Source organism: Cupriavidus sp. HY129 (assembly GCF_059492215.1).
In genome coordinates, this window is record NZ_CP083256.1 from 157186 (window position 1) to 183401 (window position 26216).

Here is a 26216-nt window from a genome sequence, read left to right on the forward strand (position 1 = left end):
GCTCATCGCAGAGCCCGCGCTGGAGTTGACCGAGGAGGCCGTCGATGAACACCAAGATCACCCCCCAACATCAGAGCAAGCCGGCGTACATCTATATCCGCCAATCGACGCTGGCCCAGGTGCGACACCATCAGGAGAGCACGGAGCGCCAGTATGCGTTGCGCGACAAAGCGCTGGCATTGGGCTGGCCACAAACGTCGATCCGGATCCTGGATCGGGACCTCGGTCAGTCAGGCGCGCAGATGACGGGCCGCGAGGACTTCAAGACGCTGGTGGCAGATGTCTCGATGGGGCACGTGGGCGCCGTGTTTGCGCTGGAGGTCTCGCGCCTGGCGCGCTCGAATCTGGACTGGCATCGCCTGCTCGAGTTGTGCGCCCTCACCCATACCCTGGTAATCGACGCCGATGGCTGTTACGACCCAGGCGACTTCAACGACGGCCTGCTGCTCGGTCTCAAAGGCACAATGGCACAGGCGGAACTGCACTTTTTGCGCGGGCGCCTCCAAGGCGGCAAGCTCAACAAGGCGCAGAAGGGTGAGCTGCGCTTTCCGCTCCCGGTTGGGTTGTGCTATGACGACGAAGGCCACATCGTCCTGGATCCCGATGACGAGGTGCGCGGCGCCGTGCAGTTGGTGTTTCGTCTCTTTCGAGAGACCGGCAGCGCATACGCGGTCGTCAAGCGCTTTGCCGAAGATGGCCTGCGCTTTCCGAAGCGCGCCTATGGCGGCGCCTGGGCGGGCCGGCTCATCTGGGGGCGCCTGAGCCATGAGCGCGTGATCGGCCTGATCAAGAATCCTTCGTATGCGGGCATTTATGTCTTTGGACGGTACCAGTACCGCCAGCGCATCACGCCACAGGGGGAGGTGCATAAGCGCGTGCAGCCGGTACCCAAGGCAGACTGGCGCGTCCATCTACCCGACCATCACGAGGGATACATCAGCCCGGAGGAGTTTGAGCGGAACCAGGCACGCCTGGCGGGCAACCGGACCAACGGTGAAGGCACCGTGCTCAGCGGTCCGGCGCGTGAAGGATTGGCGCTGCTTCAGGGGATGCTGATCTGTGGCTGCTGTGGTCGGGCGCTGACCGTGCGCTACCAGGGTAACGGTGGCATCTACCCAATGTACTTGTGCAATGCGCAGCGCCGCCAGGGTTTAGCGACCAGAGATTGCATGAGCGTGCGCAGCGACCTGCTCGACAACGCGATCGGCGAAGCGATGCTCGCGGCCCTGCGGCCAGCCGAACTCGAACTCGCCGTGACCGCCCTGAACGAACTCGAGCAGCGGGATCAGGCCATCATGCGTCAGTGGCATATGCGCATCGAACGCGCCGAGTATGAAGTCGCTCTTGCCGAGCGTCGCTATCAGGAATGCGATCCCGCCAACCGTCTGGTCACGGGCACCCTCGAGCGGCGCTGGAATGACGCGATGCTTCGCCTCGCAGCGATCAAGACGGAAGCCGCCCAGTTCCAGAGCCAGAAGGCGCGCGTTGCCACACCCGAACAGAAGGCCCAGATCCTCGCACTGGCGCGCAATCTGCCGCGCCTCTGGCGTGCTCCGGCGACCCCGGCGAAGGATCGCAAGCGCATGCTGCGACTGCTCATCCGGGACATTACGGTCGAGAAACTTCCCGCAACCAGACAGGTGGTCCTACACGTGCGTTGGCAGGGCGGCACCTGTACCGACACCACCGTGACTTTGCCCAAGCCGGTCGCCGACGCGATGCGCTATCCCACTGCAACCGTCGAGCACGTGCGCAAACTGTCGCAACATTTGTCCGACCCGCAAATCGCTGCGCACCTCAATCAGGAAGGCCTGCGCAGTTCAACTGGCAAATCGTTCACGCTCTCCATGGTCAAATGGATCCGCTTCCGGTACGGGATTGCGGCGACCAACTTCATGCGGCCTGACGAACTCACGGTTCAGCAACTCGCTCACCGACTGGGCATCAGTCCACACGTCGTGTATTACTGGATTGAGCGCCAAGTCGTCCACGCTCGTAAGCTCGACGGGCGGGGCCCATGGTGGATCACGCTGGATCCCGTCAAGGAACAGCAACTGCGGGACTGGGTGCGCACTTCAGGGCATCTTCGGGGGCAACATTCCCACACTCAACTGTGAGAGGTGCATTATGAGATCACCGTCGGTATGCCGAGATTGCGGAACTCCCCCGGTTTGCCGACTTTCGGGATCGAGACCTGCCGGACCGGTTGCGGCTGATAGGTCCGCGCACGCAGTTCTGCCTGCAGACGGTCCAGATGCTGGTCCGCCTGTTCGGCAAAGTCTGCCACGCTGATTCCATCGACACCGCCACTGCCCCGGTTGGCCCGGACTCGCTCCCAGGCGACTTCCAGATTCTTCCGTTGAAAAACCTTGTCAATTAATGAGTGGACCTTCCTTGCTTCCATCGGGTTGATCCAGTCAGACAGTCTCCTCGGGCGCGGATGTACGGGTATTTCACTCATGGAACTGATCCTCCTCCGTGTCCTTACTCACTGTCGTCCGGGCTCTTCCCAATCATCTTCGCCGGCTGCCTTCCCCGACCCACTTCTGTCGCCGATCGCTCGGTCACGTGGTTTTGGCCACGCTTCAGGTACTACTCAGCCGTCCGACTACTGGCACAGCACCGCTCGCCACTTCGCTCCTCGCTTATAGGCTCACTTCCCGCGGTGCCACCCGCAGACTGTGCCAGTCCTCCTGAGGTCACACGCTGTTCTTCCGTACCGTGCCGTCCGCAAACACCTTGGTGCGGTGGGTGAATGAGAACGCCTTCGCCCCCATACTGCGGGCTCGACCTTGCCCCACCTTTGGCCGACCGGTTCGTCATCGGGGCAGCCCCCATCGACTACGGCCCGGTACTTCTCCTCATGCCCTTCGGATTCCACCTCGCGGTGGACACCCTGCCCTCCGGAGACCTACGGGAAGGTGGCTCCAGGTCTGCCTTGGCTGTCTCCGGCTTTCGCCTTCGTGCCCGGTTAGGCATCTCCATACCTGCCTTCTCTCTCCGGCCAGCGAGGCATTACCCCCGCTTTTGGATATGACGCCCCTCATCTGAGCGTCAGAGGGACTTGAACCCTCCCGAACAACGCGCTGCTCAGCGCACAATATGGCCTCTGCTGACTTCTACACCGCCATCCCGACGCCTCTCGACGTCGGTAGCACCATGGCAGCGGTGCAGATCTCCCCGGGTATGACGCACCCACCTTCACGCTTATGCCTGTCGGATATACGCCGCACCGTTCCGTGCAAGTACTGGGCTTTGGCAATTTTGGCTACCTCACCCCGATACGACGCCTCATCCGCTTCCTGTTCGTCAGGCCAGCGCTTTGCCTCGGACTTCCTTCAGACTCCCAGTCGCCCGGGAAACCCTTGTCTCTGGCTAACACTTCCCCTTGCCGGGTGTGTAAGGGACTTGCACCCTCAAGTGAGTGCGCCCTGCCGGGCGCACCAAAAAAAAAAGGTTCTTCACCGATTTCCGGGGAAGGCCGCCCGGATCTTCAGGAAGAAGTAATGGTCATCGCGGAAGCCATAGGCCATCCGTTTGATGACCTTGATCCGGTTATTGATGCCTTCCACCAGATTGGTTCCCAACGGCCAGCGGCTGTGAGCCAGGATGCCGGGTAAATATGGCTTGAGGCGTTTGGCGAACAGGCACAGAGGTGCGATGCCGCTGGCCATTGCGCGCTCGTACCACCCTTGCCAGAAGCGCCGGGCGTAGCCGGGATGCCGATATGTCCAGAGCGTCTTGAGATCGTCCTTGAGCACGTAGACGGTCATCAGCGCTTGGTTGGCAGCCAGTATTTCATCAAGCCGGATCTGATCGGCCTCACGCGTGACGTTCTCCCGATTGCGCAGCAGTAACCAACGAGAAGACTTCACCACCTGACGAGCGGTCTTGTCGCCGCGCAGCCGATTAGCCTCATCCACCCTGACGCGGTCGATGACCTCACGACCGTACTTGGCCACCACGTGGAACAGGTCATAGACAACCTCCGCTTGCGGGCAGTGCATCCGCACTTCCAGGTCGTAGGCGGTATTCATGTCCATCACCGCGGCGCGAAGCCGGGCACAGCCTTCAGGGCCAAGCAGCTTGAAGAAGGGCCGGATTTCCTCTCGGGAGCGACCGCGCCCGACCCAGAGTACCCGCTTGCTCGACGGCTCGACGATGACTGTGGCATAGCGATGGCCCTTCTGGATCGCAAACTCGTCCATCGCGATCACCGTGACCCCGCTCAGATCGACCGGTCCCAATTCCCGCTCAAGATGGCGCAGATCGATGCGCTTGACCGTGGTCCAGGCCAACCGGTAGAAGGCCGCGACATGGCGCAACGACATGACCTTGCACAGTTGCGCTACGCTGGCCGCAAGCCGCGTCGTAACCCGCGCATAGGGCGCGAGCCAGTCCAGGCGCTCCAGCTTCGGGCCACATCGCCGGCAAGCCAGACGAAGTCGCGGCACGATCAGCTCCACCGGAATCTCGAACACAGGCAGATCCCGCACGCGCCGCTCTACCCGATCATGGATACTGCTAACGCCCCGACCACAGCCATCGCAGCACCGCCTACGGCGCCCCTTAGGTTCCAGCCGGATGATGCAAATACGCTGCCCATTGCGGGTCTCTTCCCAACTATCGCGCATGCGATAGCCTTCCCAGCAGCCGAGCTGGGCCATACAATCGCGTGGGGCCAACCTCCACCTTCCTGATTCTTGTTGTGTCGCAACTCCAAGATAACAGTGGTGGGCGTGTTGGCCCTTTTTGTTTCTAAACGGTCACGCAGATCGGCGAAGAACCAAAAAAAAGCCCAGCAGTTTGCTGGGCTTTTTTGTGAATGGGATGGCCTCTCAGTGAAGAGTCGGCGCCAAACAGTAGTCGAGGGCGGAATCGAACGAGAACTTCCGGTCTAGGAACGTGAAGCCACCGGACGGCTCTCGGCGGTACACATCGAAGAATTGCGCTTCCGATTGTCCGGCCTGAACTTCCGTAGCGGCGGTCGCACGCATAGCTTGGATATGCAGTTTATTGATGATTGCTGTGAAACCCTTTTGCGGCATTGCTTTTCTCCTCGGAGAGCCTGCCAAGGGGGGACTCCTTCCCTGTGGGAAGGACCCACAGGGCAGAGGTTAGGTAAGGCGCCACCGGCTGGTGGCGAACTGATCAGGCGGTAACAGCCTGTTGAGACATCAGGCGCAACTGGTACTCGGTGCGCCATTGATCGCAGAAGTCGGTTCCACGAACCTTTGGTCGATGCATGACGGTGTGCAGCCCTTCGGCGCGCAACCGCTTTTCCAACGCGAGCGCGTCGGCCATGCCTGGGGACTTTCGGGTCTTCGGGTCGATCCTGTCAAAATCCGCGAAGATGTGGACCGTGCGGATGCCCAGGTCCGGCGGCACCACAAACTGACTCAGCAGTACCCGGTTGAGGCAATTCCATGCCGGCACGCCGAAGAGCATGTACGCCGCATAGGCGCTCTCCAGCCCTTCCGCGACACCAACTTCACCATCGCGCGGTTGCATCAGACGCACTGCACCACCGGTCAGCGGCAACGCAGACACACCATTGCGCTTGGCCGGGAGGATCTCCCCATCCGCAGTGATTATCGTCGCCTTGGCGGGCTGTCGCGGGTCGAGCGACGTGCGATGCACCGTGGCCATGCGCCCATCTGGCCGTGTGAATTGCGCAACGATGGTCGGGTAGCGGCCAACAAGCTGGCCTTCATACCAATAGTCCTGCACCGCCAGGCGCAAGGCCGTTGGCCGCGGCGCGCGCAGGCCAGGAACCCGGGCAGCAAGATAGCGCATGGCGTGATCGCCAGGCACCAGCCCGGCAGCAGCTTCCCACTGCTTCGCAATACGCCGCATCTTGGTGGCGGGATCTACTGCTTTCCCCCGGCGAGCTGAATTTGGCCTCGTAAAGGGGGGGTCGATCGGCACAGCCCGCTCGCCATTCAAGTCCCGCCACAGTTCCGAGTAGGTCATGCCGGTGTAGCAACGCACGAGCTCGAGGCCGTCGCCGGCTTTCGGATTCCCTGCATTGCACTTCCGGCAGACCCAATCGCCGCGGCCGCGTTTGTTGTCATAGGTAAAGCGGTCATGGCCACCACAGAGGGGGCACGGACCTGGGCGTCCTCGCCAGAAGTTGTCCGTCAGGACTTCCGCTGGCACGTACTGCCTCACCAGAGCGTCCCATTGAGCGGGCGTCCAGCTTTTTACGATATCACTCAGTTCTTTCATGGGATGGCTCCAGGTGGAGGGTTGGTCGATGCCTGAGACAGGCGAAGGAACGCTTGCTCAAAAGACATCCCGGCCGAGGCCAGAAGGTCTTTTCAGCATTGCGTTTAGCTGAGGGGAATATGGGGATTTGGCCGAGCGGCCGAGAAAGGCACCGCTGCTACCGGGCAAGCCGGTAGCAGTTAGTTCAAAGAGGCACTTCTTGGAGGAGCGCGTCAGTACATCGGCGCGCCATCGTTGCGGAAGGGAATGCCATCGAGCACTGCAGGTCGCGCGAAGGGAATCTCATTGTCGTCGAATCCGCCGAATCCACCCGACGGCGGTTGCGCAGGCTGCTGACGCGCCGCGCCCGAGCGTTGCGTTGGCGGAGCCGAGCGCTGCTCGCTCCCACGACGCTGCTGCGAATCCGCTCGCTCTGCGCCGGCATCGCCGTCGTCATCGTTGACACCCGCGCGACCACTGAGCATCTGCATTTGATCGGCGACGATCTCGGTACTGTACTTGTCCTGGCCGGACTGATCCTGCCACTTGCGCGTACGAATGCGGCCTTCGATGTAGACCGGCGAACCCTTGCGCAGGTACTGACCAGCAATTTCTGCCAGCTTGCCGAAGAACGAAATGCGATGCCATTCGGTGGCTTCCTTCATTTCGCCGGACTGCTTGTCCTTGTAGCGATCGGTGGTCGCAATACGGATGTTTGTCACCGCGTCGCCACTGGGCATGTAACGAGTTTCAGGATCTGCCCCGAGGTTGCCCAGGAGGATGACTTTGTTGACGGATGCCATGGTGCTTCCTATTCAATGAACGAGATTGATGTTCCAGACCCACCTGTCCCAGAGCTTCTGCTCTCCGGTCCTTGGGTCCTTAATGGGATCGCCAGTCTTCTTATCGAAGGCTGGCACCTTTTCCTTGCGCAGGCGTTTGACCGCAACACGGTCACCCAGCTTGCAACCGGCTTCTGCGAGAGCGTCCTTCAGACCTTCGCCCTGCAGGGTCTTCTCGCCGGCACTCGTGTACAGCTTGACGGCAAACGAAGTGTAGGTACGAGGCCCGCCAGACTTACGGTTGGGGAACTCCATTTCGCCCCACTCGATGAGCTTGCCCACGGTGTAGGCGGAAGAGGAACCCTTTTCAGAGGAGGCGCTTCCGCCCCCTTCCCGCTCGCCGTCTTCGCGTTTGCTGCGCGATGGCTGGGCGCCATCCAAGCTACGCGTTGGCTGAAAGCGGCGCCCTCCTGCTGGCGCGTCACTACTTGTCGGCACGTCCGGCGTGAGTTCGCGCTCGGCTTGAAAAATGACGTCAGCCGCGACCTTCTCCAGCGCTTCGCCTGGATGCACGCTGACCTGTTTCCAACGAGGGATCACCTCCGGCAGCAGCTTGTCGCCATACGGCGTGCTTTGCAGCCGATGATGAAAGCCCCCAACGAAGTGGATCACGCGATCACCTTCGTCCCGAAGCAGATGGGGGACGCCGTGAACATAGAACTGCCGCTCGTTGGCGGCGCCCGTGCCGACCGGGATCGTGCTGGGAGAGGATGACCCTCTGTGTTCCGCGCTCAGAACACCGGCCACACGCTTGATGAGATTGAGCCAAGTCATGGTCTAAAGAAGGGAGCCACAGCACAAACGTCGGACCACATCGAGGTCGCAACGCAGCCTGGCATGATTGAGAATCACGTCTTGCAGGGTCTCAGGGTCGACCCCGGATACTGCGCAGACGTAGCTATATGGCAACGCGCCATTCCAGTAGCCAAAGATCCAGCCGAGCGTCATCGAGTATTCCTCCAGATCGAGAGGCCGATTGCGCATGCGGGCACGCAGCATCTCGGCACAGTCGATGAGGGACTCCGGCATGTTGTCGCCGCGCCGGCTATCGCAGGCGAGGCTGATGAGAGCGTCGACCATTTTCTCGCGCACCGCCTTGCTCCAGAGAGAAGGGTCGGGCAACGGGTCGAGCTTGGGAGGGGGCACTACGATGGCGGCCGCCTCACCGAAGAAGTCGAGCTGCCATCCCGCTGTTGTCGTTTCCATGATGGTCTCCGGACAGGCACCCGGAGACCCGCCAGCCGGCGGATAACGGGTACCCGCGACAGGTGGAAAGCGCCGCCTCAGAGAGGCGGCAACGGATCAGGAACGGTCGTGCGTTCCCGCTCGACGAAGCGGCGTCACCACAGCCGAGCGTTCATACGGTTGCTCGAGCGGATCTCCCACTTGATGCGATTCGTGCTTCGATTTGGATTGGGTATCCGGCATCGAAACCTTCGGCGCTGCGGGCACGGCCTTGTTCCAGACCATGGCCCGGTGATACAGGAATGACAGTCCAACGACGGTCACAAAGGCACCGACGATGAACGACTGCGACGCCATGTACAACACCATGCAGAGCATGAAGAATTTGAATGGACGCTTGATGAGATTCGTGACAAAGGATTCCATAGTTTCTCTCCAGAAACGTTGCAAGGGATTTCCTGGCAGATGCCAGGCGATGGTTCGATGCTCCGAGGGAGCAAGGAATCTCTGGAGGAACAGCTGCGCTTCAACGCGCTTGCGGCATGCAGTAGCGCATGGCGAAAGCACGCTGGCGTGGGCGGGGGACTATGAGATTGAGCGCTGCCGCCATTCGGCGCGCACTAGGTCGATGCGTCTGAACGCAGGTTTGTCACGATCCTAACGACAGAGGATCAAGGAAGGTAGGCAGAAAGCTAACCAAAACACGGTGGCTTTCCGGGAAAAACGCATGAGCATGCTCATGGTTTGAGGTCGCGTCCGCAAATTAAGGTTTGTTTATTTCTGTTTTTCGAATGTCTAATATCGACCCCTAACGTTAGGGGTAAACCCCTAAATTCCCGGGCAAACGGTACCGATAAGCGAAGCATAAGCAACCAGCTTTGCACCTGTCCCGGCAAATGACACCCCTAAATGAAGAGCTTTTGCTGACCAAAAGGCGTCGCACGTTCCGTACTCTCCATGAGGACTTGACAACGCTTCTGGGCCGTAACGCTGGTTGTCAGGTTCCTTCCAAGTGAGCGAAAAATGCCGCAGAAAAAAATCAAAACTGAAGACGTTCCTGCCGTGCGGGCAGACATCGTGAATTTCCCTGTGCAACCTGAGGTCTCCCGAGCGGAGATAGCCTTACGCAATGCGCTCGGGACTGTCCCAGTCAACGAGGACGCATTCAGCCGTCTTCTTCAATGTGTCCGAAACATTCAGCGCACGAAGGACAAGATCTCTCGTCTGCTCCAGGACCTTGGGGCGGACCTTCAGCTCATGCATGAATCAACGACGGAAATCGTCGCTGCTGAGTATGGCGACACCCGAGCGGCACGGTCACGCGCGCGGGAGATGTTCTTCACCATCGCTGAGGACGCACTCGACCTCACTCGTAGCCAGGCACAGCTATACCTGAGTCTCTACCATCGCTTTCTTCAGCACAACGGCGCGCTTTCGAAGCTCAATATTGGTGAACTTATGGTTCTACGCCGGCGTGACTACTCCGCGGAGGAAATTGACGCGGTCATCGAATTCAAGGAGAACGACCCGGCCTACCATCGCAAGGACATTCGCAAGTTCGTCGAGCGGCTTCGTAAGCAGGAGGAGGAGGTTATCGACGTCCAAACCAAGTTGGACATCGCGACAGCGGAACTTGCAAGTACGGTTTCCGAGAATGCCGACAAGGATTTTGAGATTAGGCGCCTCAACACTGAGCTCGGACGATTGGCGTCAGAACGCGACGCGGATCGGGAAGCGCTGAGTCACGTACGGGAGGAGATGACCCGGCAAAACTTGAGCTACAGCGCTATCCGGATGCAGATCGATGATCTGGAGCGCGAGAAGCGAGAGCTGCAGGACCGCATGGCGTTCTCGAAGGCCAATACCCGCCCGGAAACCGTTGAAGTGCAAGTGGTTCCGCTAGGCTACGCCTCCCTGGAAGACGCCCTGGCCGCCAAGAATGACGAACTCTCCGCGGCAAAGGCAGAGCTGGCCGATATCCAGTCGCGGCGCCAGCAGATTGAGGACGAAATCGCAGAACGCTCGTCCGTCCTGGATAAGCGTGCGCGCGCCCGTGATGAACTCGCCAAACTGGTGACGGAATTCGAGCAAGTCGTTTCGACATTCGCGTCGGTGCAGCTCGCCGTACAGATGGCCGGAGACGTTTCCGAATTCCGCCCGGCCTTGACGGTGCTCGACAGCATCGTCTCACGTCTCCACGCCGACATTCGCTCGGCCCTGAATGCCCGATGAGAGCAAAGAGCTATGCTACAGCACTCCCCCACCGCCGAGTTTGAGCGTTTGCGACTCACCAGGATGACATGCGATCGGATTCGGTCGGCAAACTATCACCTCACCGATCACCTTGCGGAACTGCTCGGCGCGCACCCTGAGCTTGAGCAGATGCTGCATATTGGCAAAGGTGGCGTCGACAAGGTCCGCAAGGCGGAGGCCACGCAACGCGATTTGATGGGCACCCCGTTCCTCGTTGTCGTGCCGACGCTCTCCGAGGTACAGGACTGGCGTTGCTTGAGTGAAAACACAACGACCACACTGGCCGTCGACACACTGCGTTCTCAGTTACCTGGCTGGACCAACGACGACAAGCTTCGCTTGTTCTACAACAATCGCCATTACATTTGGCTGATGGTCGAGTTGCTCCACGTCAGCATTCTGGCCGCGCCGCTTCTCGGGATCACCAAGGAGCTAGCAGAGTATCTGCGTTCGCTCCCGCAGCACGTCCTTGACACGGCCATTGCGCGGGTGGACTTCCCGATTTTCCGTTGGCGCCTGCATAGCAAGACTTTCTGGATCGACTTTGATTCCAGTCGGCTGGGGACCGATTCGAAAGGGCATCACTTCCTGACCTCCACCCCGCTGCGCGCCGATCGCTTGGCGACGAAGAACAGCTGGACGAACCTCCGGTTGGAGCCATTCCAGAAGAAGGTCTACAGCGAAATGATGGTCCGAAGCTACTGCCGCGCCTCGACTATCACATCGCTGCTGGGCATAACCTCGACACGTACCCGCAAGCTGTTCCACCTGATCCACGGAAAATCCTCTCCCTCCGGTCAGCTACCGACGTCGACCGCCTGGTACTTCGAACATCCTACCCATCGCCTTCAGGCGACGACCATCGTCACGCTGTATCGCATTGCATTGGCGTTCGGCGCCAATGTTCCGGAGGCATTCATCGCAGCCTACGATCTTTTTGAAAAATTCTTCGGAACTTCGTCCAAGATCTCTGCCGATCGGGCATGTCACATTTGCCGAACCATGTCCACCGATGCGCAATTGGAATTGGCACCTTGCAGGGTATGTCGGACCCCCTATCTCATTGCAAACGCGGCGCCCCGTATTGAACTCAGCCACGCATTCTCCTGCCCCGGCTGCAGTGGGCTACTTGGCGGTCCAAATGGCGCGGCGCGCCGGCACAAATAGATCAAAGAGGACTGAAGGATGATGAGTACCGCTATTCTATTCGTTCTCGTCTTTGTAGTGCCCCCGGTCCTGGCATACATGCTCGCGCGGCAATGGGGATGAAGCGGCTGGAAGTGGGCGTTGATCTGCTTCTGCACGCATTACATCGGCCTCTTCCTGCTGTATCTGCTGCCGTCAAGGGAGACCCCAAAGCTTCAGCAGTACTGCGAGAAGCATCCCGAATGCGCAACGAATATTGGCATGGCCTGCTATTGCGGATCGCGCAGCATCCGCCTGTGGCGCGAACAACGGTTCCTCTCCATGCGGCAGCACCATATTTGCAACCACTGCGGCCGGACCCCTTACACCACTGATGCTGAAGCCCCACCTTCAGGGGGTCAAAGTTGGCTTTAGTTTGTCGTCTAGATGGTGTTCCCCTTCGTGTATGCTCACGCCGGCCGAAGGCTGGGCGCGGACTTGACTTTGCGCCCCGGACGTTAAGCTAAAAATAACGGACCGATCCCCGGCCGATTCAAAATCAGAGAAGAAAAATGCAAAACTCCAAATTCGCTTTCTCGGTCCTGGCCACGGCCACGGCGCTCACTTTGGCCGCATGTGGCGGTGGTGGTGGCGACGACGGTGGCTCCAAGCAGGAGCCGAGTACACCAACCACGCCAACGGTTCCGCAGGCTCCGACGTCGGTGCCGCCGGCGACAACGGTCTCCGCCCCTTCGTACCCCAGTGGCGACCTGCGTCTGGCAGCGTTCAATGCCCTGAGCGACTATCGGATCAAGATGGGCGTCGGTGCCCTGAAGCAAGATACAGCCCTCGATGTTGCCGCGGACAACCACGTCGCGTACCTGAAAGCAAATTCTGCGGTTGGCCACGACGAAACTGCCGGCAAGCCCGGCTTTACCGGTGCAACTCCTTACGAACAGGGCGTAGCCGCGGGTGCCTCGAAGGACCAGTGGATCAGCCAAGCGGCAGATGGTTCCATCGGCTGCCTGGCGGACTTTAGGAACTCGGTGTATCACCTGCAGGGCATCACCAGCAACCAGGAGACGATCGGCCTTTCCATTCGTGACGGTTATTGCGTTATGAATTTTGGCGTAAAGACCGGTGCAAACGGCAGCGGATATGGCCTCCCGCAGTGGGGTGGACAGCAAATGGCGACGAACGCCTTTGCTTATTCTCCAATCGACGCCGAAAGCGTCCCAGGAACATTCACCGCCACCGCCGAGTCGCCAAGCCCGGCACCAGATCTGCCGAGCGCAGGCCACCCTGTCATGTTCAGGGTTCCAGCTCCCAATGCAAGTGACGTGCTGACGGTCTCAAACTTTATCCTCACGGGCCCAGCGGGTAACGCAGTTCCCGCCAGAGTTCTGGTTGCCAGCGCCGCGAAGCCGAGCTCAGTCGCTTCGGCTATCTCGGATCCCTACGTCTACAGTGGAGTGGCCTTCCTTCTCCCTACCCAACCGCTCTCGGCTGGCACTTACACCGCAACTTTCGCGGGCGCTCGCAACGGCGTAGCCATCAGCAAGTCTTGGAGCTTCACGGTATACTGACGTAGCGCCAAGCTGCAAAATTGGAAATGGCCCGCATCGATGCGGGCCATTTTCTCTTCTTCCGCGGGCTAGTCTCACTGCACTGTAGCGCCGTTATTACAAACACTGGCCGGCGCCAGGTATGTCCAAGTGAAGCACGTCCCTGGGCCGTTGCTGCCGCCGCCGGTCAAGGCCGAGTCGAACCCAGGCCCAGTAACGGCTTGAAACTGCATTGACGGTGTGCCATGAGTGATGACCCACCCGTTCACGACCGTCGACGCCCCCGGATTTCTCACGGTGACCAGCGCAGACGTCAATGCTGCGTATCCGCCAGAAGCTTTCAACTGATCGTAGGGGACACTGCCGAACAGCACATACTCTACATTACTGCCCCCGAAACCTTGCCGGGATGTGTACGAGTATGCGTACGGGGTAGCCGCTGGAACCGGCACGCCGCCACCCGCCGCAAAGCCGCCAGCAACAAGCACAAACGTCACCGTGTTTGGCGGTGGTGGAGGCGGTGGTGGAGGTGGTGGCGGCGGGGGCGGTGCCGGAGCGCCGCAAGTGGCCAGACCATTCTGGACGAGCCAGATCTTCCCGGCAGGACAGTCTGCCACTGTCATTGGTGACGCCGGAAACGTGTACAACTGTGCGGCCGCTGTTGAGAATTCGGCAGCGAGAACGCTCGCCAAAAGAATGCGCTTCATAGATCGATCTTGCTTCTAGTACATGCAGCCTGTCGTGACGGTGCCCAGCAGTTGCCCTCCAAGAGCCCCGGTATCGTTGCCGCTATACCAAGCCGCTGGCGACATGGCGCTTGCCTGCGCGTACCAGTAGGTGCCATAGTCGTTCACTGAGAAGTACGTTCCTTGAATGGGCGGCATTACGGTTCCAGTGATATTCACCATTTCCTGCCTTGGTGTGTACATCGCCCAAGCGGTGCCGCCAGGGCAGTTGTCCTTAGAGAACGTCATTCCATCCGATACGTTCTCGAATTTCCGCGTGATCGACAAGTTCCCCAACCCGTTGGTCAACGCGACATACCGGTTCCCTTTGCAGATGTAGCCGACGTTTGTACCGCTCGTGGCAAGCTGGCCATTGTTTCCGCACCACGTACCGTCGGTCACATTCGTGACGGCCGTGCCGATCGGCTGCCAAATGCCGCCGAAGCAAATCACGAGCCCCGTTCCCGTTGTGCTCGTCCGGATCGATTTGTCGACACCGCATGCGCTGCCTGGGCTTCCGGTGCTGGTCAGGTATGTCTCACCGTTGCTTGTGAGGGATGTGTTTGCCGACACCCGCCTTGCGTTGTTGACGTCATTGCCGCCCAGGTCGAGCGATGTCTGCATCTGGTTCAGCTCGGGATGCCCCGGTACCTGGACCCGGTACAGATACCCGTTATTGGCCTGCGCTCCGGTGAAGGCCAACAACGAAGCCAGCCGGCCACTCCCCGGGTTGGTGTAGTTCGCCAGCGGCACCTGCCACGCGCCGTACGCCCCATAGGCCCTGGTTGGCACCATCGTCGGGTCTCCGTTCTGCCCTGCGTATGGTACGAAGCCGCCCTGCGCACCGGCTTGCGCAGCGATCTGCACCAGCTGGCGCGTGTCTGTGATGGCACGGCCGCCCTGCGATGTGACAAGCGCCTGCAGGTTGTTTGGCGTTGGCTGCATGACCTGGAGCAACCACGTCTGCCCGAACACGTTCGTCACTGAGAAACCAGCGGGCAGATAGCCACCATTGACTAGCATCGCCGGCGTGACCGACACCGGCACACTCGCCGTGGCCTGGGCGACCAGCGTTGCGGCTTCGTCCTGCACGAACTGCAGGGCGGCCTTATCGAAAACCAGCATCTGGCTCGCCGCGGCTGCGGTCTGCACGTTCGTGACGCCGGCTTTCGCCCACGTCGCGAAGCCGGCAAGGCTCAGCATCGAGAGCATCAGCGCGATGAGATATCCGAGTATCGCTTCCATGCGTTTCTCAGGTGTTCAGCTGGACCCAGTGGACCAGCGCCCCAACGGGAATGTTCGCCGGCACGCTGTACGCCATGCCGGTTGCAAGATTGACGCCCGTGCCCTGACTTCGGACGCGGAACCACGCCAGGCTGCCTTGGGTGGTGCCGAGCAGCGACGCGCCCGCCCCTGAGGACACGCGCACATAGCCGTACACGTCCCGCCCCCCAGCTGGGTTGGCCACGGCCATGCAGCCCGCGCCGGCAGGAGTCACCATGCCCGCCGGCAGCACCGGCGTGACACTTGCTCCGACCAGGCCGGGCGTCGCGCCGGCCGTAGCTACGCAGGCTGCGCCGTAGGCCTGCGCCTGCTGTGCGGTGATGGTTGCCACCGATTCCATGCGACCGGGCACACCGGCACCGGGCGCCGCTTGCGACAACTGCGCGAGCTGCGCCACGAATCCAAGACAAAACAGGACCGTGGCGATGGGCATGATCAGGTAACCCATGACATTTCTCCTGAGGAACCAGCACGGGCCCTCGACCTCACTGGAAGGTGAGCGTAAAGGCGGCAGTCCTTGAGAAGCAGGGCCGCGCTCACGCCCTGCTTTGCGGTCCGACCGCCGCCTTCACCAAACTGAATTACCCCTTGCGAGCCACCGTTGGCAGAAGACAGCGTCATGGCATGCCCCAGGAATCGAGCAGCGTGGTGCTGCGAACCATGTCCGTCGGGAACACCCGCCGGTAATCATCGACGGAACGATCGCCGTCGTGAAGTTCGGTGGAGCCGTCGTAGCCCTGCGAGAACCCTGCGCGGGCAATCGTGCTCAGCTGTGCAATGTTGGTTGCCACTGCCCCGGCCTTGTGGCTCTGGATGCGGTTGTACCCCGCGTAGGAAACTACCAATGAGTGCCAACTGGCCCAGAACAATCGCGATGATCCGACCAAGAATCCCATCCACGTCATACCCCTAAAGTGCCATGCTCGATTACGTTGCCTTCCATCGTGGATGTGATACCGATGCAGAAGCGGTCGCTGTAGCCGCACGCTCGCCTTACTCACTGGAATGTCAGAGCGAAGGTCGCCGTGGCGCTACAGGCCGCGCCGGCGGTCGCCTGGTCGGGAAGGTTGGCCTGGTTGAACGTCGTCGAGCCGACTGTCAGCGTCACATAGTCCTTGAGACCCACGGCTGCGCTTACGCATTGCTTTGCGGTCTGTGCGTTGCCGCCGCCGAAGGTGATCACGCCCTGCGAGCCATTGTTGGCGGACGAAAGCGTCACTGCATTGCCCCACGGATCGACCAGCGTCGTACCGCGCACCATGTCCGTCGGAAACATGCCGCCAGTAACCATGGCCGCGATGTTCGCCGTCGTGAAGTTGGTATACCCGTTGTTCCCTTGCGAGAATCCGGCACGAGCGTTCGTAATCAGCTGCGTGAGGTTGGTCGCGACTACACCGGCTTTATGGGTCTGAAAGCCGTTGTAACCCGCGTAGGCAATGCCAACCAGTGCGAGCAGGCCCAAGACAATGGCGACGATGCGCCCGAGAATTCCATCCATTCGATACCCCTTTTTGAGTTTGAAATAAGCCGTTTGTTAGAACTGTCCCATCGAGGACGTGAGGATCGATGAGAGAGAGTTGGAGCCGAGCTGCAGCACCACGAAGGCCAGGAACATCAACCCGGTGAAGATCGCGGACATGACCATCCCTTTGGCGAGCAACTGCCGCTCGATGACCTCAGCGTTTTGGCGCACGGCCACCGTGATCTTTTCGGTGAAGTCATCGAAGCCCGCATATGCGCCGATTTCGTCGATTAGATCCAAGGACGGGAATCCATTGCCGGCCTGACGCATGGCCTCCGCCAGGTCCAGACCATCAGCAAGCCCAAGACGGATCGGCCGCAGCCGTGACGCCAGCCAGGGCGACGCCGAGCTGATCTGTCCCTCCAGCGCAACGGTGTCAGGTACGTTCGCCCGCAACAGTGCGACGAAGGACATCAGCCAGGTGAAGCCAGTAATCTCTCGGTACGCCGTGAACGGGAACACGTGCCGGTCACAGACTCGCCTGCCCGGCCCCGTCCATCGAGACAGCGCCCACCAACTCCAGCCGGCATATGCACCGATCCCGCCGAAAATCACTGGCGCTGGCCACCCCACCGCCAACTGCCCCATCCAGTACATCGCATAGGCCCAGTCCGTCCATCTTTGGAGCGGCAGTACATCGAGGAACTGCGGGACGATGTATCCCCCGATCAGCAGCAAGACCACGTAGAGCGTCACGAGATACACCGTTGGCGCGAAGAAGCTCGCCTGTAGCTTCTGACGAAGGCGTGTCGTCAGGTCCCGAACGTCCAGCACGAGCCGCATCGCTTCCGGCAATTGCCCCGCCCTCTCACCCGCGTCCAGCACGCTGCGCTCGAGATCGCTAAGGCTTGCGCCCATTGCCGCCATCAGTGTCTTGCCGTCGCGTACCTGGCGACCCACCTCGTTCGCCGCCTCGGCCGCGCGCTTTCTGCCGCGCCGAGCTTGCCGTTCGCGGAAATCCTCCAGAACCTGCGCGAGAGTCAGCCCATTCTCCAACTGGCTGGATGCCTGCTGATACAGGCGCCGCCGCATTCCCCAGGACAATCCGTTCACACTTGCTCCCGCATCGGAATGGCATCGACATTTCGCTCGGCGTCAACCGGATCGAGCCGGCCGGCCAGGACCAGGTCCATGGCGTGAGCGATCATCGGCTTGTCGGAGCCGGGCCGCGCCCTGTGGTTGCGCCTCGCCGCCAACACCCCGTCGTTGATGCAGTCTTGCATCAGCGCCTCGTTGGTCACTACGACCTCTGCCACTGCCTGCTGACCGACAATGCCTTCGCCATGGCAGTGTTCGCACCCTGCGCCGCGAACGCGCACGCCAAACAGATCCCCCCAAGAGCGCATCGCACGCATCATGTAGTCCGGCAGCGGTTCTGCCGCGCTTTCAATTGGCACGCAGCATTCCGAGCAAAGCAACGGGACGATCCGTTGCGCAATCAGACCGATGACCTGGTTGTGATTGCAGATCACGTCCATCGCCAGACGCACGTGGTCGAGCATGACGAGCCGCAAGAAGGTTTCGAACGGATCGGTCACGTGCAGGGTGGTCAGTACCAGGTGACCAGTGGCCGCGGCCTGCAGCGTTGCGATCGCCTCTTCAACACCACGGATTTCGCCCAGCAGTACGGCATCCGGGTCCATCCGCAGTGTCATGCGCAGCATCTCCGGAAAGCGTTCGCTTTCCGTGACAAGCTGGATCGCCCAGTCCATCGGGTACTCGGTCGGGTTCTCGATCGTGACCAGCCGCTTCTGGGGGAATAGACGGGCCTGGTGGCGGGTGCACTCGAAGAGCGTCGTCGTCTTGCCGCTGCCGGTTGGGCCCGTCACGACGATCACCCCCATGGGCCGACGAAGTAACTGCGAGATCAGTTCCACCTGTAAGGGCGTGTATCCCATCTCGCCGAGCTTGAAATCGCCCATCGGACTCTCTGGCATCCGAAGGTCCAATCGCTTCGCCGCCTCGAGCGCTTCGGACTTCTTGGCTCCCTGGTGATGTTCCCGGTATTGCAGGCGCGCCACGAGAAAGCCACCGCCGCTCTCCACCGGATAGGCCGGCCCGCGGACGATCCGCACACTGGAAAGGCCCGTGCCGGGCAGCGCGTCGCCGGCAATCTGCGCATCCTGGACGTCCAGCGGATTGTAGGTAGCGGCCTTCACGGTGGCCAAGCCCGTGTACATTGCCCGGATCAGTCGCTCCCCCTCTTCCCTGCGCATGGACAGGGCGGCGACCGTGCGCAGGTCCCCTTTGACCCGCACCTGGATCTCGGTATGGTGCTCACGGACCAGGATGTGGATATCCGAGGCGACCAGCACGGCGCAATCGGCAATCAGCCGGCGCGCCAGGCTCAACGTATGCAGGTCTGCATCCTGCAACAGGCCTGTACCGCGCTGCTGCCGCAATACCGAGAGTTCCTGCGCGGACACCTTGCGCACTTGTGGCGCCGCACCGCTGCGCCGCAGCTTCGCTTCCCAGGTAAGGAAGCGAGGCGTACCAAAGTGCCGCGCGTCCACGTAGATTTCGCAACCGTGCACCGCCAGCACCTGCTGCACTTCATCATTGGTGAGGCCGAACTCCTCGACGAGATTCTCGACATAGAGTCCGCTCTCGGACGCGCGCTGACGCAGAGCCGCCGCTTGCTCAGCCGTCAGGCGGTTCATGTTGCAGGCAACGCGGTCGAAGGTTGCCGGAATGGTCTTCGGATAGAGGATATGGGGCGCCAACACATCCGGTGGCGGCGGCAAGGTCAGCACGTCGGATTTCACCGACGGCTCGGCCCGCAAGGCAATTGCCGTGAAACGGGCAGGATCTCGGCTCGGATTGCGCCACAGGCGCGAAATGGTCCCGATCATCGTGGTTTTCCGACGTTGTGATTGGCCGCTACCGGCGGCGATGCACCGTCCCGCAGTGCGTATAGCTTCCCGGTTCCCTTCCATGCCTGAGTGGCTGCGTCGTAGCTGACTTCCGTGAGCCGCAAGCCAGGCACGGCATCAAGACCTCCGCCCGTGCCGAGCCAAGGCGGTGCGCCGAACGAGATATCTGCTGTCATGGAAAGCCAGGGATCAACCGGTGGATTGCCATTTGACGGAGGCAGCGCGGGCGGCATGGTCAACTGCAAGCCCACGCCACTGCCGTGCGCGTAGGTCCACATTGACCGCTGTGCATCCGCAACGGAATGAACAGCCGACGCCGAAGGCAGAAAGGCAGCCGGGACATTTGACGAGGCATTCGCCTGATTGCCGTCCGACGTGAGCACACCCGGCGCATTGGCGGCGATCCCGCCATCCCGCTTCCAGTTCGTTTCGATCGTCATGGTCGTCGAGGTGGCTCGCTTGCAGTGCCATCCGGCGAGCGTCCACCCAGCCTCAGCGAGCGCCTGGTTGTCCCACGCACGGCGGCATGCCTGAAGGAAGGCCGCCGGCGCGGCCTCTTCCACCCAAGGCAACACCCGTTGCTGCGCGGCCTCATTGGCACGCTGCGCGGCGGCGATTGCGCGTTGACGCATCAGCTGGGCTTCGCGCTCCGCCTTTTGCTGTTGGTCATACCAATACCACCCGCCCCCGGCGAGCGCGGCTGTCCCCGCGATCGCCGCCGCGACGTAAGCGGTCGACTTCCATGGCCCCGTCAGGACGTCCCGCATGGCCGACACGCCCTTCGACGCACGCGCCATCGCCGCCAGGTCGCGCAGCGTCCCCTCAACCTCCGTCCATTCGCCAAGCGCCCGATGCTGCGCGCGGACTGCAGTCAACTCTTCCAGAGTGCCGACTTGATCTCCACCGGTAATGACGGCATGGCCTTGTCTGACCGCCACATACCAGCAGCGGCTGCCTTGCAGGTGAAAGAGGCCCATCCATGGCTGACGATGCTGGCTCGCCACGATGGCGGCGAGCGGCTTTAGCCCAGCAGGCTTCGCGCCGGCCATGGGTTCGCAGAAGCCACTTTGGACCGCACCTTCGGCGCTTTCATGGACCACGCCCCAACGAACATTGCGGCCAAGCTCCAGAGCGCTTGCACGCAAGGCGCTATTGGTAGGCTGTGCCTCCTCGTGCAGCCAGGACAACCCAATAGCAAAGCCGCCCTTCAGCCCGGGGAATGACAGGATCTCGGCCATGGCTCAGGGCCTCAGCGTGCGCACGCGCTTGCCGTTGGCAAGCCTCACGCCGGCGTCATCGATGCTCACCACCTTCCAGCCGCCATCCAGCGTGTCACCGGCTTGAACCGGCACGGTACGCCCGTCGACATCGAGAATGGCGTTGTAGTGGCCGTCGAAGGCGCGTAGCGACACGAGGCGTGTCCCATCTGACAGCCTTGGGCTGGCCCCACCCGTCGGCATCGGACCGGTCAGCGAAATTGAAGGTGCCCCGCCTGGCTGCGGCGCCCCCGCAGGTGCGGCCGTGATCGAGTCCTCCGCGCGCTTCACTTCCGCCTTGTACTTGGCGATCTCCGCACGGGCCTTCCACAGCGCGAGCTGCGACTGCAGGGTGGCCAGCTCCGGCGCATCCGTGTTCCGAGACGGCTGGGTGGCTTCGACCGGAGCGCCTGCAGTGGTGCCTGCAGTCGCACTCGCTGCAGCGATCGCTGCGGTAGGATCCGTGACCGATTTCGCCGTCGGACTGGAAGCCGGGGGCGAGGTCACGTGGGCAGCCCCAACTGAGGCAACTGCGGCAGCAGCCGGATTGGGCGACGCGAGAGCCGCAGTGGTCGTGGCGGTCGCCGACAGACAAGCAACGGCGATGGTCAAGGCAGCCGCAGCCCAACGAAGATTCAATGCGCGTTTCTGCATAGTGTTGTCTCTGTGTTACAGGAGGCGAGCCGAGATCACGATTGCGATGACCGTGTCTCCCCTGGTGGCGCCGACACCGCCACCAAGAGCAGCCATCCATGGCTCACCGACGCCGTTGTTGGTCGTCGCTGCCTTCTGATTGCGCAGGCCTGTCAGCACCAGGGATTCGCCCGGCTTGAGGCTTACCGACTGCGCGAAGCGATTGGTCGGCATGGTGCGCAGCTGCACGCTGGTCTGATTCGCGTCGCCGCCTGCGTTGAACCGCTGCAGCGGAAGCAGGTCCGACAACGTCATATCGAAGTTCATCAGGATCCGGCCATCGACGACCTTGGGCAGGAACGCGCTGGTAAAGCCATAGGTCACGGTGCCTGTCTGGATGGAACTGGTCGAGCCGACATTCGCTGCCAACGTCGTCTGCGACTGCGGCACGTAGTCCTGCAGGGTTGCCGTCTGCAGGGCGAGCACCTTGCCGTTCTGGGTGACGCCTGAGCGCGACACCACCTGCGACACGTTGCCGAGGCTGGAGAGCGCCTGGACCACGGCCTTGCTTCCTGCCAGGGGGCCGCTCATGATCGTTGCGCCCAGGTTCATGGGCGAGGCGCTGCCGGAGATAGTCGGCGTGCTGGGCGAGCTGAAGGAGACGCCGGTGTGGCCGCTCGAGCTTTGGTAAGCGAGCGACAGGTTCAGGCCGTAGTTGTCCTCGCGCGTTACGCGGACTTCATAGACCTGCACATCGATGGCAACCTGCTTGCCATACATGGCAGCCAGGCTCTTCACGAACTGCTCGACGCGATCGCACTGTACGGGGTCGCCAGTGACCGTCAAAGTGCCCAAGTTCTTGTCAACAACGACCTCAGCACTGGCGCCGGCAACCGCCTTTGCCGTGTGCTGGAGTGTTTCCCAGGGCTTCATCTCGACCGACATGTTCGTCGACTGACCGCTCCTACCCGCGCCGGTCCCGCCAGCACCGCTGCCATTGCTGCTGGCACCGGACATGCCGCCGGAACTGCTGTCCGAGGTGGTGATCGATCCGGCCATGGATGAGGAGTCCGCAAGGCTCGGAAGCATGTAGGTACGCGTCTCGGTCCTGAAGAACGTCACGGTGCCGTCGTTATAGCGAGACCACGCGACAAAATGCGCCTCAAGCACCTCCAGAAATCCTTTGAAATTGCCTTCATAGCGCAGGGTCAACGGCAATGCCGGCGCCATGCTTGCGCCATTCGCCGATACCGAGGCTCCGCCGGCCAGCGGAGCACCCAGGTCCACCACACGCGGAGCCCCACCCATCGGGATAGGCCCACTTGGTCGTGGCCCGGATGCCGGTTGTACTTGAGCCGGGATGACTGGCAGCGCCGACGCGTCCACGGTGGCGCGCACACCGACGCTTTGCGCGATCCAGTTGGCGGCCTCGGTCAGCGAGCCGATGCTGCCTTTGAACACCACATGCTTGCTGTAAATGTCCGGTTGTGGCTTGCTTGCGCGAACCTTCTCTCCCATCAGCCATGCGCCCTCATGCACACGGAACACCGGCCGGCTGCGCGGCGCATCGGCATAGTGCGCGTTGGCCTCACTGCCGATCGCAGTTTGTACATTGCGTGTTTCGATCACGCCGCAGCCGGACATCAACGTGGCGGCCGCCACGGCAGCCGCCGTAAAGCGTTTCCTTCGCATACTCATTGCACTATTCCGTTTTGGCTGATGATCACCGTGCGGTTGCCGCGCCAGCTATCGCCGACCACGTCCGCACCATTGCTCGCGAGCTCTTCGACGACACGCTTGACGGCCGTTTCGAAGTCACTGCCGTAAGCTTTGTCGCCGGGGACGATCCAACCGTCCGGGACGTTCCATGCCACTGTCCAGCCAGCCCGGGTAGCCCAGCCTTGAAGCTGTTGTTGGAGGGGCTCCCCTTTGAGGAGTCTGAACTCATGAGCCACCGGCGCGACGGCCGCCGCAGCGGGCGAGGTGTCACCGGAGCCCAACACGGCGCTGCCTGTTACAGTGGTCCTCATGGGCGACACAGCGGCCAGCAGTGCCTCCCCGCCGGCGGCCTTGCTGGTGCGCTCGGGCTGCAACGACTGCCACCCATCGCTCGACAGTTGTTGTGCTGGATGCGCGCTGGGTGCCTTGGAAGCGTTGGCGGCCGGCGTGACGCACAGACTGGTGACCAGCGAGGCAATAGCCCCGGCGATGCGGATGGTTCGGTTGGATTGGCGCATAGCTATGCTTTCGAATGAACGGAATGGACTACCGCAATGCGGCACGTTGCAGCGCCTGCCACCGGGCATGGATCTGGTTGGCGTACCGCAACTGCTTGTCGGGCGACGCGGCGTTGTATGCGCCAACCGCCTTCCATGTCGGGCCGAAGCGCTGGATGTTCTCGCGCAGAATCCAGGCGCCGACGTAGGCATTCACGCAGCCATCGAAGAGGTGGGCCCGCGTAATGCCGTACTTGCTCAGCCGCGGCAAGTGAATCGAGTTGATTTGCAAGAGCCCAATATCCTCTGAGCCGTTCGTATTTCGGTTAGTCACCCACGGCCTCATGCCGGACTCTTGGATGGCGATGCTCCGCAGCAGCGGCGGGCTGACACCGTGGAATACGGCGGCATCGTCCAGGCAGTCGGCATAGGCAGTCCCAGCCAGCAGTGAGGTGACGATCAGCGCTCCGATCCTGCGAATCATCACAGCGCCACCTTCCCGGGTTGCTCTTTGAACCGCACTTGCGGCACGCGATCCACGTAGACCACGTTTCCGTCGGCGATCACCGTCAATCGCGCCGCAATGCCGTTGAATTTGTAGTAGCGGTCCTTTTGCTCACCGTTGCGCTGGTGGTCATCGCCGAAGACCGACACGCTGACCATCGATTTGGCGAAGCTCAGGTAGGTCGTGCCGTCCTTTTCGAAAGCCATTTCCAACCCGGCGCCGTTCTCTCGCGGGAAGACGTAGTCAATCTCCGGCACGCGCTGCACACTCACGGACTTTCCGTCCGCTATCGCCGTAAACCGGTCGACGGTGGCAAAGGACAGCACGCGCTGGGCCTCATCCCACTTCGTCCAGATCTTGCTATCGGTCTCGTCGCGCAACACCAGGTCCCTGGGCTCCTGCTCGAGCCGAATCTCGATGCGACCCTGCTTGTTGTCGCGGATTGCGACGGCACCGAAGGCCGATGCCAGGGTCGGGCCCTCCGGCAAAGGCGTTCCGGCCACCGGCACCGACGCTGCGGCTTCTGTTGGGCCGCCCGGCTCCATATGGGCTGCTGTCGCAGAAGCTTGCACCAGCCCACCCGTCCCCGCGGCCGACGCTTCACCCATCACCGAGAAGCTCTTCGGAGGCGCAACGCGCAGTGCGATGTTGCGGCGAGTGAAATCCACTTCGGCGTAAAGATCGCGGCGATCGAGGACCCGCGCGAGCGCCTGGAGCCAGTTCTCGCCACCCTGCAGCTCAATCGAGACGTCATCCGTCAGCGGAATGTCCTTCTGCGCCGTGCCGGTCCAACCGGCAGGCGCAATAGACTTGACCATTTGCGCCAATGGCAGGGACGACCGTCCCGCGCGCACCAGTGGCAAGCCCGTATAGCTGCCGATCAAAGCCAGCCTGCCCGAGATCGCCGCGCGCGGCAGATCGCCCAGCGGATTGGCCGGCTCGGACGTAAAGCCGTTGGCTCGCTTCCAACGCGCCACGACCGCCTGGCCGTTGGCCGAATAGCGCACCACATCGGGAACACCATCGACCACCCAGTACGGGCCGTTCTGCGCGGCACCGTCAGCCTGCACCACTTGGCCCGGCCGCGGTTGGATATACGTCGAGAGCCCGTCATTGAAGATCAGGGCAGGCCGATCCGCAGCCCGCGCAACGACCTGGTAATCGAAGTCCAGCGGCTCGGTGTCGGTCGCTGCGTGAGCGCTCGCCATCAACACCAGCGCGGAGAGAAGAAGCGACCTGATCATCGGAATTGGGCGACGTGGTTCATGAAACGAGCGAAGTACGGCCCGCCGCGCTCCGGATTGGCGCTGTGGTACCAGGCCACGGCCTTCATCGGGGAGCCGCTGCGCCGCAGGTTTTCGGCCAGGATGTCCTCCGCTACGCGGATATTGGTCGCCGGTGCGAGCGCTTCCCAAGGCGACGAGAAGCGCTTGCCGTGATAGCACCAGTTCACCTGCATAAGACCGACATCAAAATCGCAGCGCTGGCTGGCCAGCAGGCGGTTGACCGCCGCGTACGCTTCCTCGCGCGTGGCGAAGAACATGCCGCGCCCCGCGACGTTCAAGGTCCACGGCCAAGGGCGGCCGCGGTATGCCGATTCATTCATCGCGATGCCAGCCGTAATCTTGGGATCGACTCGTTGGCCCATCTGAGAAAACGGCTCGGTCTTCGGCGCGCAACCCCACCCGCCACGGCGCTCCGCGAGCGCTTCTTGGGCTGCTTCGGTGAGGATGGGCGGCCGCAGCCAGCCTTCGCGTGCGAGGAGGACAGCGATCGGCACGGCCTTCCCGCCGAGTTGGACGACTGGACCTTCCTCGGCCCCGGGCTCGATCAATGCGCCAACCAGCCTGGCCGACCAGCCTAGAAACGCGTCGAGGCCGCAATACAGGACCGGTTTTCCGGCGATGGTGTGCAGCCGGTCTTTTCCATCGGCATGCACTACCAAGGCGTTCGGGCTGATCACAGCCTGAATCATTGCGGCCTGTGCCGCGCCGGCGAGTACCAGCGTGGTCAGGGCGAGCATGG

The 26216-nt window shown here is 61.7% G+C and carries 25 protein-coding genes; 4 read left to right on the top strand and 21 right to left on the bottom strand.

What is annotated here, in order from left to right:
• Positions 1-44: 44 nt before the first annotated feature.
• A complete protein-coding gene (locus tag K6G35_RS29690) occupies positions 45-2117 on the top strand; it encodes a recombinase family protein (protein WP_058698177.1) in 2073 nt (690 codons plus the stop codon).
• An 8-nt stretch (positions 2118-2125) separates the two neighbouring features.
• Here K6G35_RS29690 and K6G35_RS29695 read toward each other — a convergent pair whose 3' ends face one another.
• From K6G35_RS29695 to K6G35_RS29730, 8 genes are all read right to left on the bottom strand, one after another.
• Positions 2126-2461, bottom strand: coding sequence for a reverse transcriptase family protein (locus tag K6G35_RS29695; RefSeq protein ID WP_176844252.1), 336 nt, complete (start codon positions 2459-2461; stop codon positions 2126-2128).
• 1000 nt (positions 2462-3461) lie between these two features.
• Positions 3462-4685, bottom strand: coding sequence for an ISL3 family transposase (locus K6G35_RS29700; protein ID WP_116318649.1), 1224 nt, complete (start codon positions 4683-4685; stop codon positions 3462-3464).
• A 153-nt stretch (positions 4686-4838) separates the two neighbouring features.
• Positions 4839-5048 (bottom strand): hypothetical protein, encoded by a 210-nt coding sequence (locus K6G35_RS29705; RefSeq protein WP_058698180.1) that lies wholly within the window; start codon positions 5046-5048, stop codon positions 4839-4841.
• A 103-nt stretch (positions 5049-5151) separates the two neighbouring features.
• Entirely contained in the window at positions 5152-6228 is a 1077-nt protein-coding gene (locus K6G35_RS29710) for a primase-helicase zinc-binding domain-containing protein (protein ID WP_058698181.1), read from the bottom strand.
• A gap of 212 nt (positions 6229-6440) precedes the next feature.
• Positions 6441-7010, bottom strand: a complete 570-nt coding sequence (locus K6G35_RS29715) for a single-stranded DNA-binding protein (RefSeq protein ID WP_058698182.1) — start codon at positions 7008-7010, stop codon at positions 6441-6443.
• 12 nt (positions 7011-7022) lie between these two features.
• Positions 7023-7823, bottom strand: coding sequence for a hypothetical protein (locus K6G35_RS29720; RefSeq protein WP_058698183.1), 801 nt, complete (start codon positions 7821-7823; stop codon positions 7023-7025).
• A gap of 3 nt (positions 7824-7826) precedes the next feature.
• Positions 7827-8255, bottom strand: a complete 429-nt coding sequence (locus K6G35_RS29725) for a hypothetical protein (protein ID WP_058698184.1) — start codon at positions 8253-8255, stop codon at positions 7827-7829.
• A 96-nt stretch (positions 8256-8351) separates the two neighbouring features.
• Positions 8352-8684 carry a hypothetical protein gene (locus tag K6G35_RS29730; RefSeq protein ID WP_495677151.1) on the bottom strand — a complete coding sequence of 111 codons (333 nt, stop codon included), beginning with the start codon at positions 8682-8684 and terminating at the stop codon, positions 8352-8354.
• A gap of 573 nt (positions 8685-9257) precedes the next feature.
• Here K6G35_RS29730 and K6G35_RS29735 point away from each other — a divergent pair.
• From K6G35_RS29735 to K6G35_RS29745, 3 genes are all read left to right on the top strand, one after another.
• The gene (locus K6G35_RS29735) at positions 9258-10466 is read left to right on the top strand and encodes a coiled-coil domain-containing protein (protein ID WP_058698186.1); all 1209 of its coding nucleotides are present in this window, start codon (positions 9258-9260) and stop codon (positions 10464-10466) included.
• Between the two features lie 12 nt (positions 10467-10478).
• Complete coding sequence (locus K6G35_RS29740) at positions 10479-11654, top strand: FlhC family transcriptional regulator (RefSeq protein WP_058698187.1); 1176 nt, start codon at positions 10479-10481, stop codon at positions 11652-11654.
• A 530-nt stretch (positions 11655-12184) separates the two neighbouring features.
• Entirely contained in the window at positions 12185-13198 is a 1014-nt protein-coding gene (locus K6G35_RS29745; RefSeq protein ID WP_058698188.1) for a CAP domain-containing protein, read from the top strand.
• A gap of 701 nt (positions 13199-13899) precedes the next feature.
• Here K6G35_RS29745 and pilV read toward each other — a convergent pair.
• From pilV to K6G35_RS29810, 13 genes are all read right to left on the bottom strand, one after another.
• Positions 13900-15114 (bottom strand): shufflon system plasmid conjugative transfer pilus tip adhesin PilV, encoded by a 1215-nt coding sequence (gene pilV / locus K6G35_RS29750; RefSeq protein WP_495677152.1) that lies wholly within the window; start codon positions 15112-15114, stop codon positions 13900-13902.
• A 40-nt stretch (positions 15115-15154) separates the two neighbouring features.
• On the bottom strand, positions 15155-15634 hold the full coding sequence (locus K6G35_RS29755; RefSeq protein WP_058698190.1) for a hypothetical protein: 480 nt from the start codon (positions 15632-15634) through the stop codon (positions 15155-15157).
• Positions 15635-15803: 169 nt separating this feature from the next.
• Positions 15804-15977: a hypothetical protein gene (locus K6G35_RS29760; protein ID WP_234788237.1), complete on the bottom strand. Its 174-nt coding sequence runs from the start codon at positions 15975-15977 to the stop codon at positions 15804-15806.
• A 206-nt stretch (positions 15978-16183) separates the two neighbouring features.
• Positions 16184-16684 (bottom strand): prepilin type IV pili, encoded by a 501-nt coding sequence (locus K6G35_RS29765; protein ID WP_058698191.1) that lies wholly within the window; start codon positions 16682-16684, stop codon positions 16184-16186.
• A 36-nt stretch (positions 16685-16720) separates the two neighbouring features.
• Positions 16721-17761 (bottom strand): type II secretion system F family protein, encoded by a 1041-nt coding sequence (locus K6G35_RS29770; RefSeq protein ID WP_058698192.1) that lies wholly within the window; start codon positions 17759-17761, stop codon positions 16721-16723.
• Complete coding sequence (locus tag K6G35_RS29775) at positions 17758-19560, bottom strand: GspE/PulE family protein (RefSeq protein WP_058698193.1); 1803 nt, start codon at positions 19558-19560, stop codon at positions 17758-17760. Before K6G35_RS29775 ends, K6G35_RS29770 begins: the two co-directional genes overlap by 4 nt.
• Complete coding sequence (pilO2, locus tag K6G35_RS29780; protein WP_058698194.1) at positions 19557-20819, bottom strand: type 4b pilus protein PilO2; 1263 nt, start codon at positions 20817-20819, stop codon at positions 19557-19559. The genes K6G35_RS29775 and pilO2 overlap by 4 nt, the downstream gene beginning before the upstream one ends.
• Positions 20820-20822: 3 nt before the next feature.
• Positions 20823-21344 (bottom strand): type IV pilus biogenesis protein PilP, encoded by a 522-nt coding sequence (gene pilP, locus K6G35_RS29785; RefSeq protein WP_495677153.1) that lies wholly within the window; start codon positions 21342-21344, stop codon positions 20823-20825.
• Positions 21345-21506: 162 nt separating this feature from the next.
• The gene (locus K6G35_RS29790) at positions 21507-23168 is read right to left on the bottom strand and encodes a type II secretion system protein GspD (RefSeq protein WP_058698195.1); all 1662 of its coding nucleotides are present in this window, start codon (positions 23166-23168) and stop codon (positions 21507-21509) included.
• Entirely contained in the window at positions 23165-23707 is a 543-nt protein-coding gene (locus K6G35_RS29795) for a toxin co-regulated pilus biosynthesis Q family protein (RefSeq protein ID WP_058698196.1), read from the bottom strand. Before K6G35_RS29795 ends, K6G35_RS29790 begins: the two co-directional genes overlap by 4 nt.
• Positions 23708-23735: 28 nt before the next feature.
• Positions 23736-24170 (bottom strand): lytic transglycosylase domain-containing protein, encoded by a 435-nt coding sequence (locus K6G35_RS29800; protein WP_058698197.1) that lies wholly within the window; start codon positions 24168-24170, stop codon positions 23736-23738.
• Entirely contained in the window at positions 24170-25435 is a 1266-nt protein-coding gene (locus K6G35_RS29805; RefSeq protein ID WP_058698198.1) for a TrbG/VirB9 family P-type conjugative transfer protein, read from the bottom strand. Before K6G35_RS29805 ends, K6G35_RS29800 begins: the two co-directional genes overlap by 1 nt.
• Entirely contained in the window at positions 25432-26214 is a 783-nt protein-coding gene (locus K6G35_RS29810) for a lysozyme family protein (RefSeq protein WP_058698199.1), read from the bottom strand. The genes K6G35_RS29805 and K6G35_RS29810 overlap by 4 nt, the downstream gene beginning before the upstream one ends.
• Positions 26215-26216: the final 2 nt, after the last annotated feature.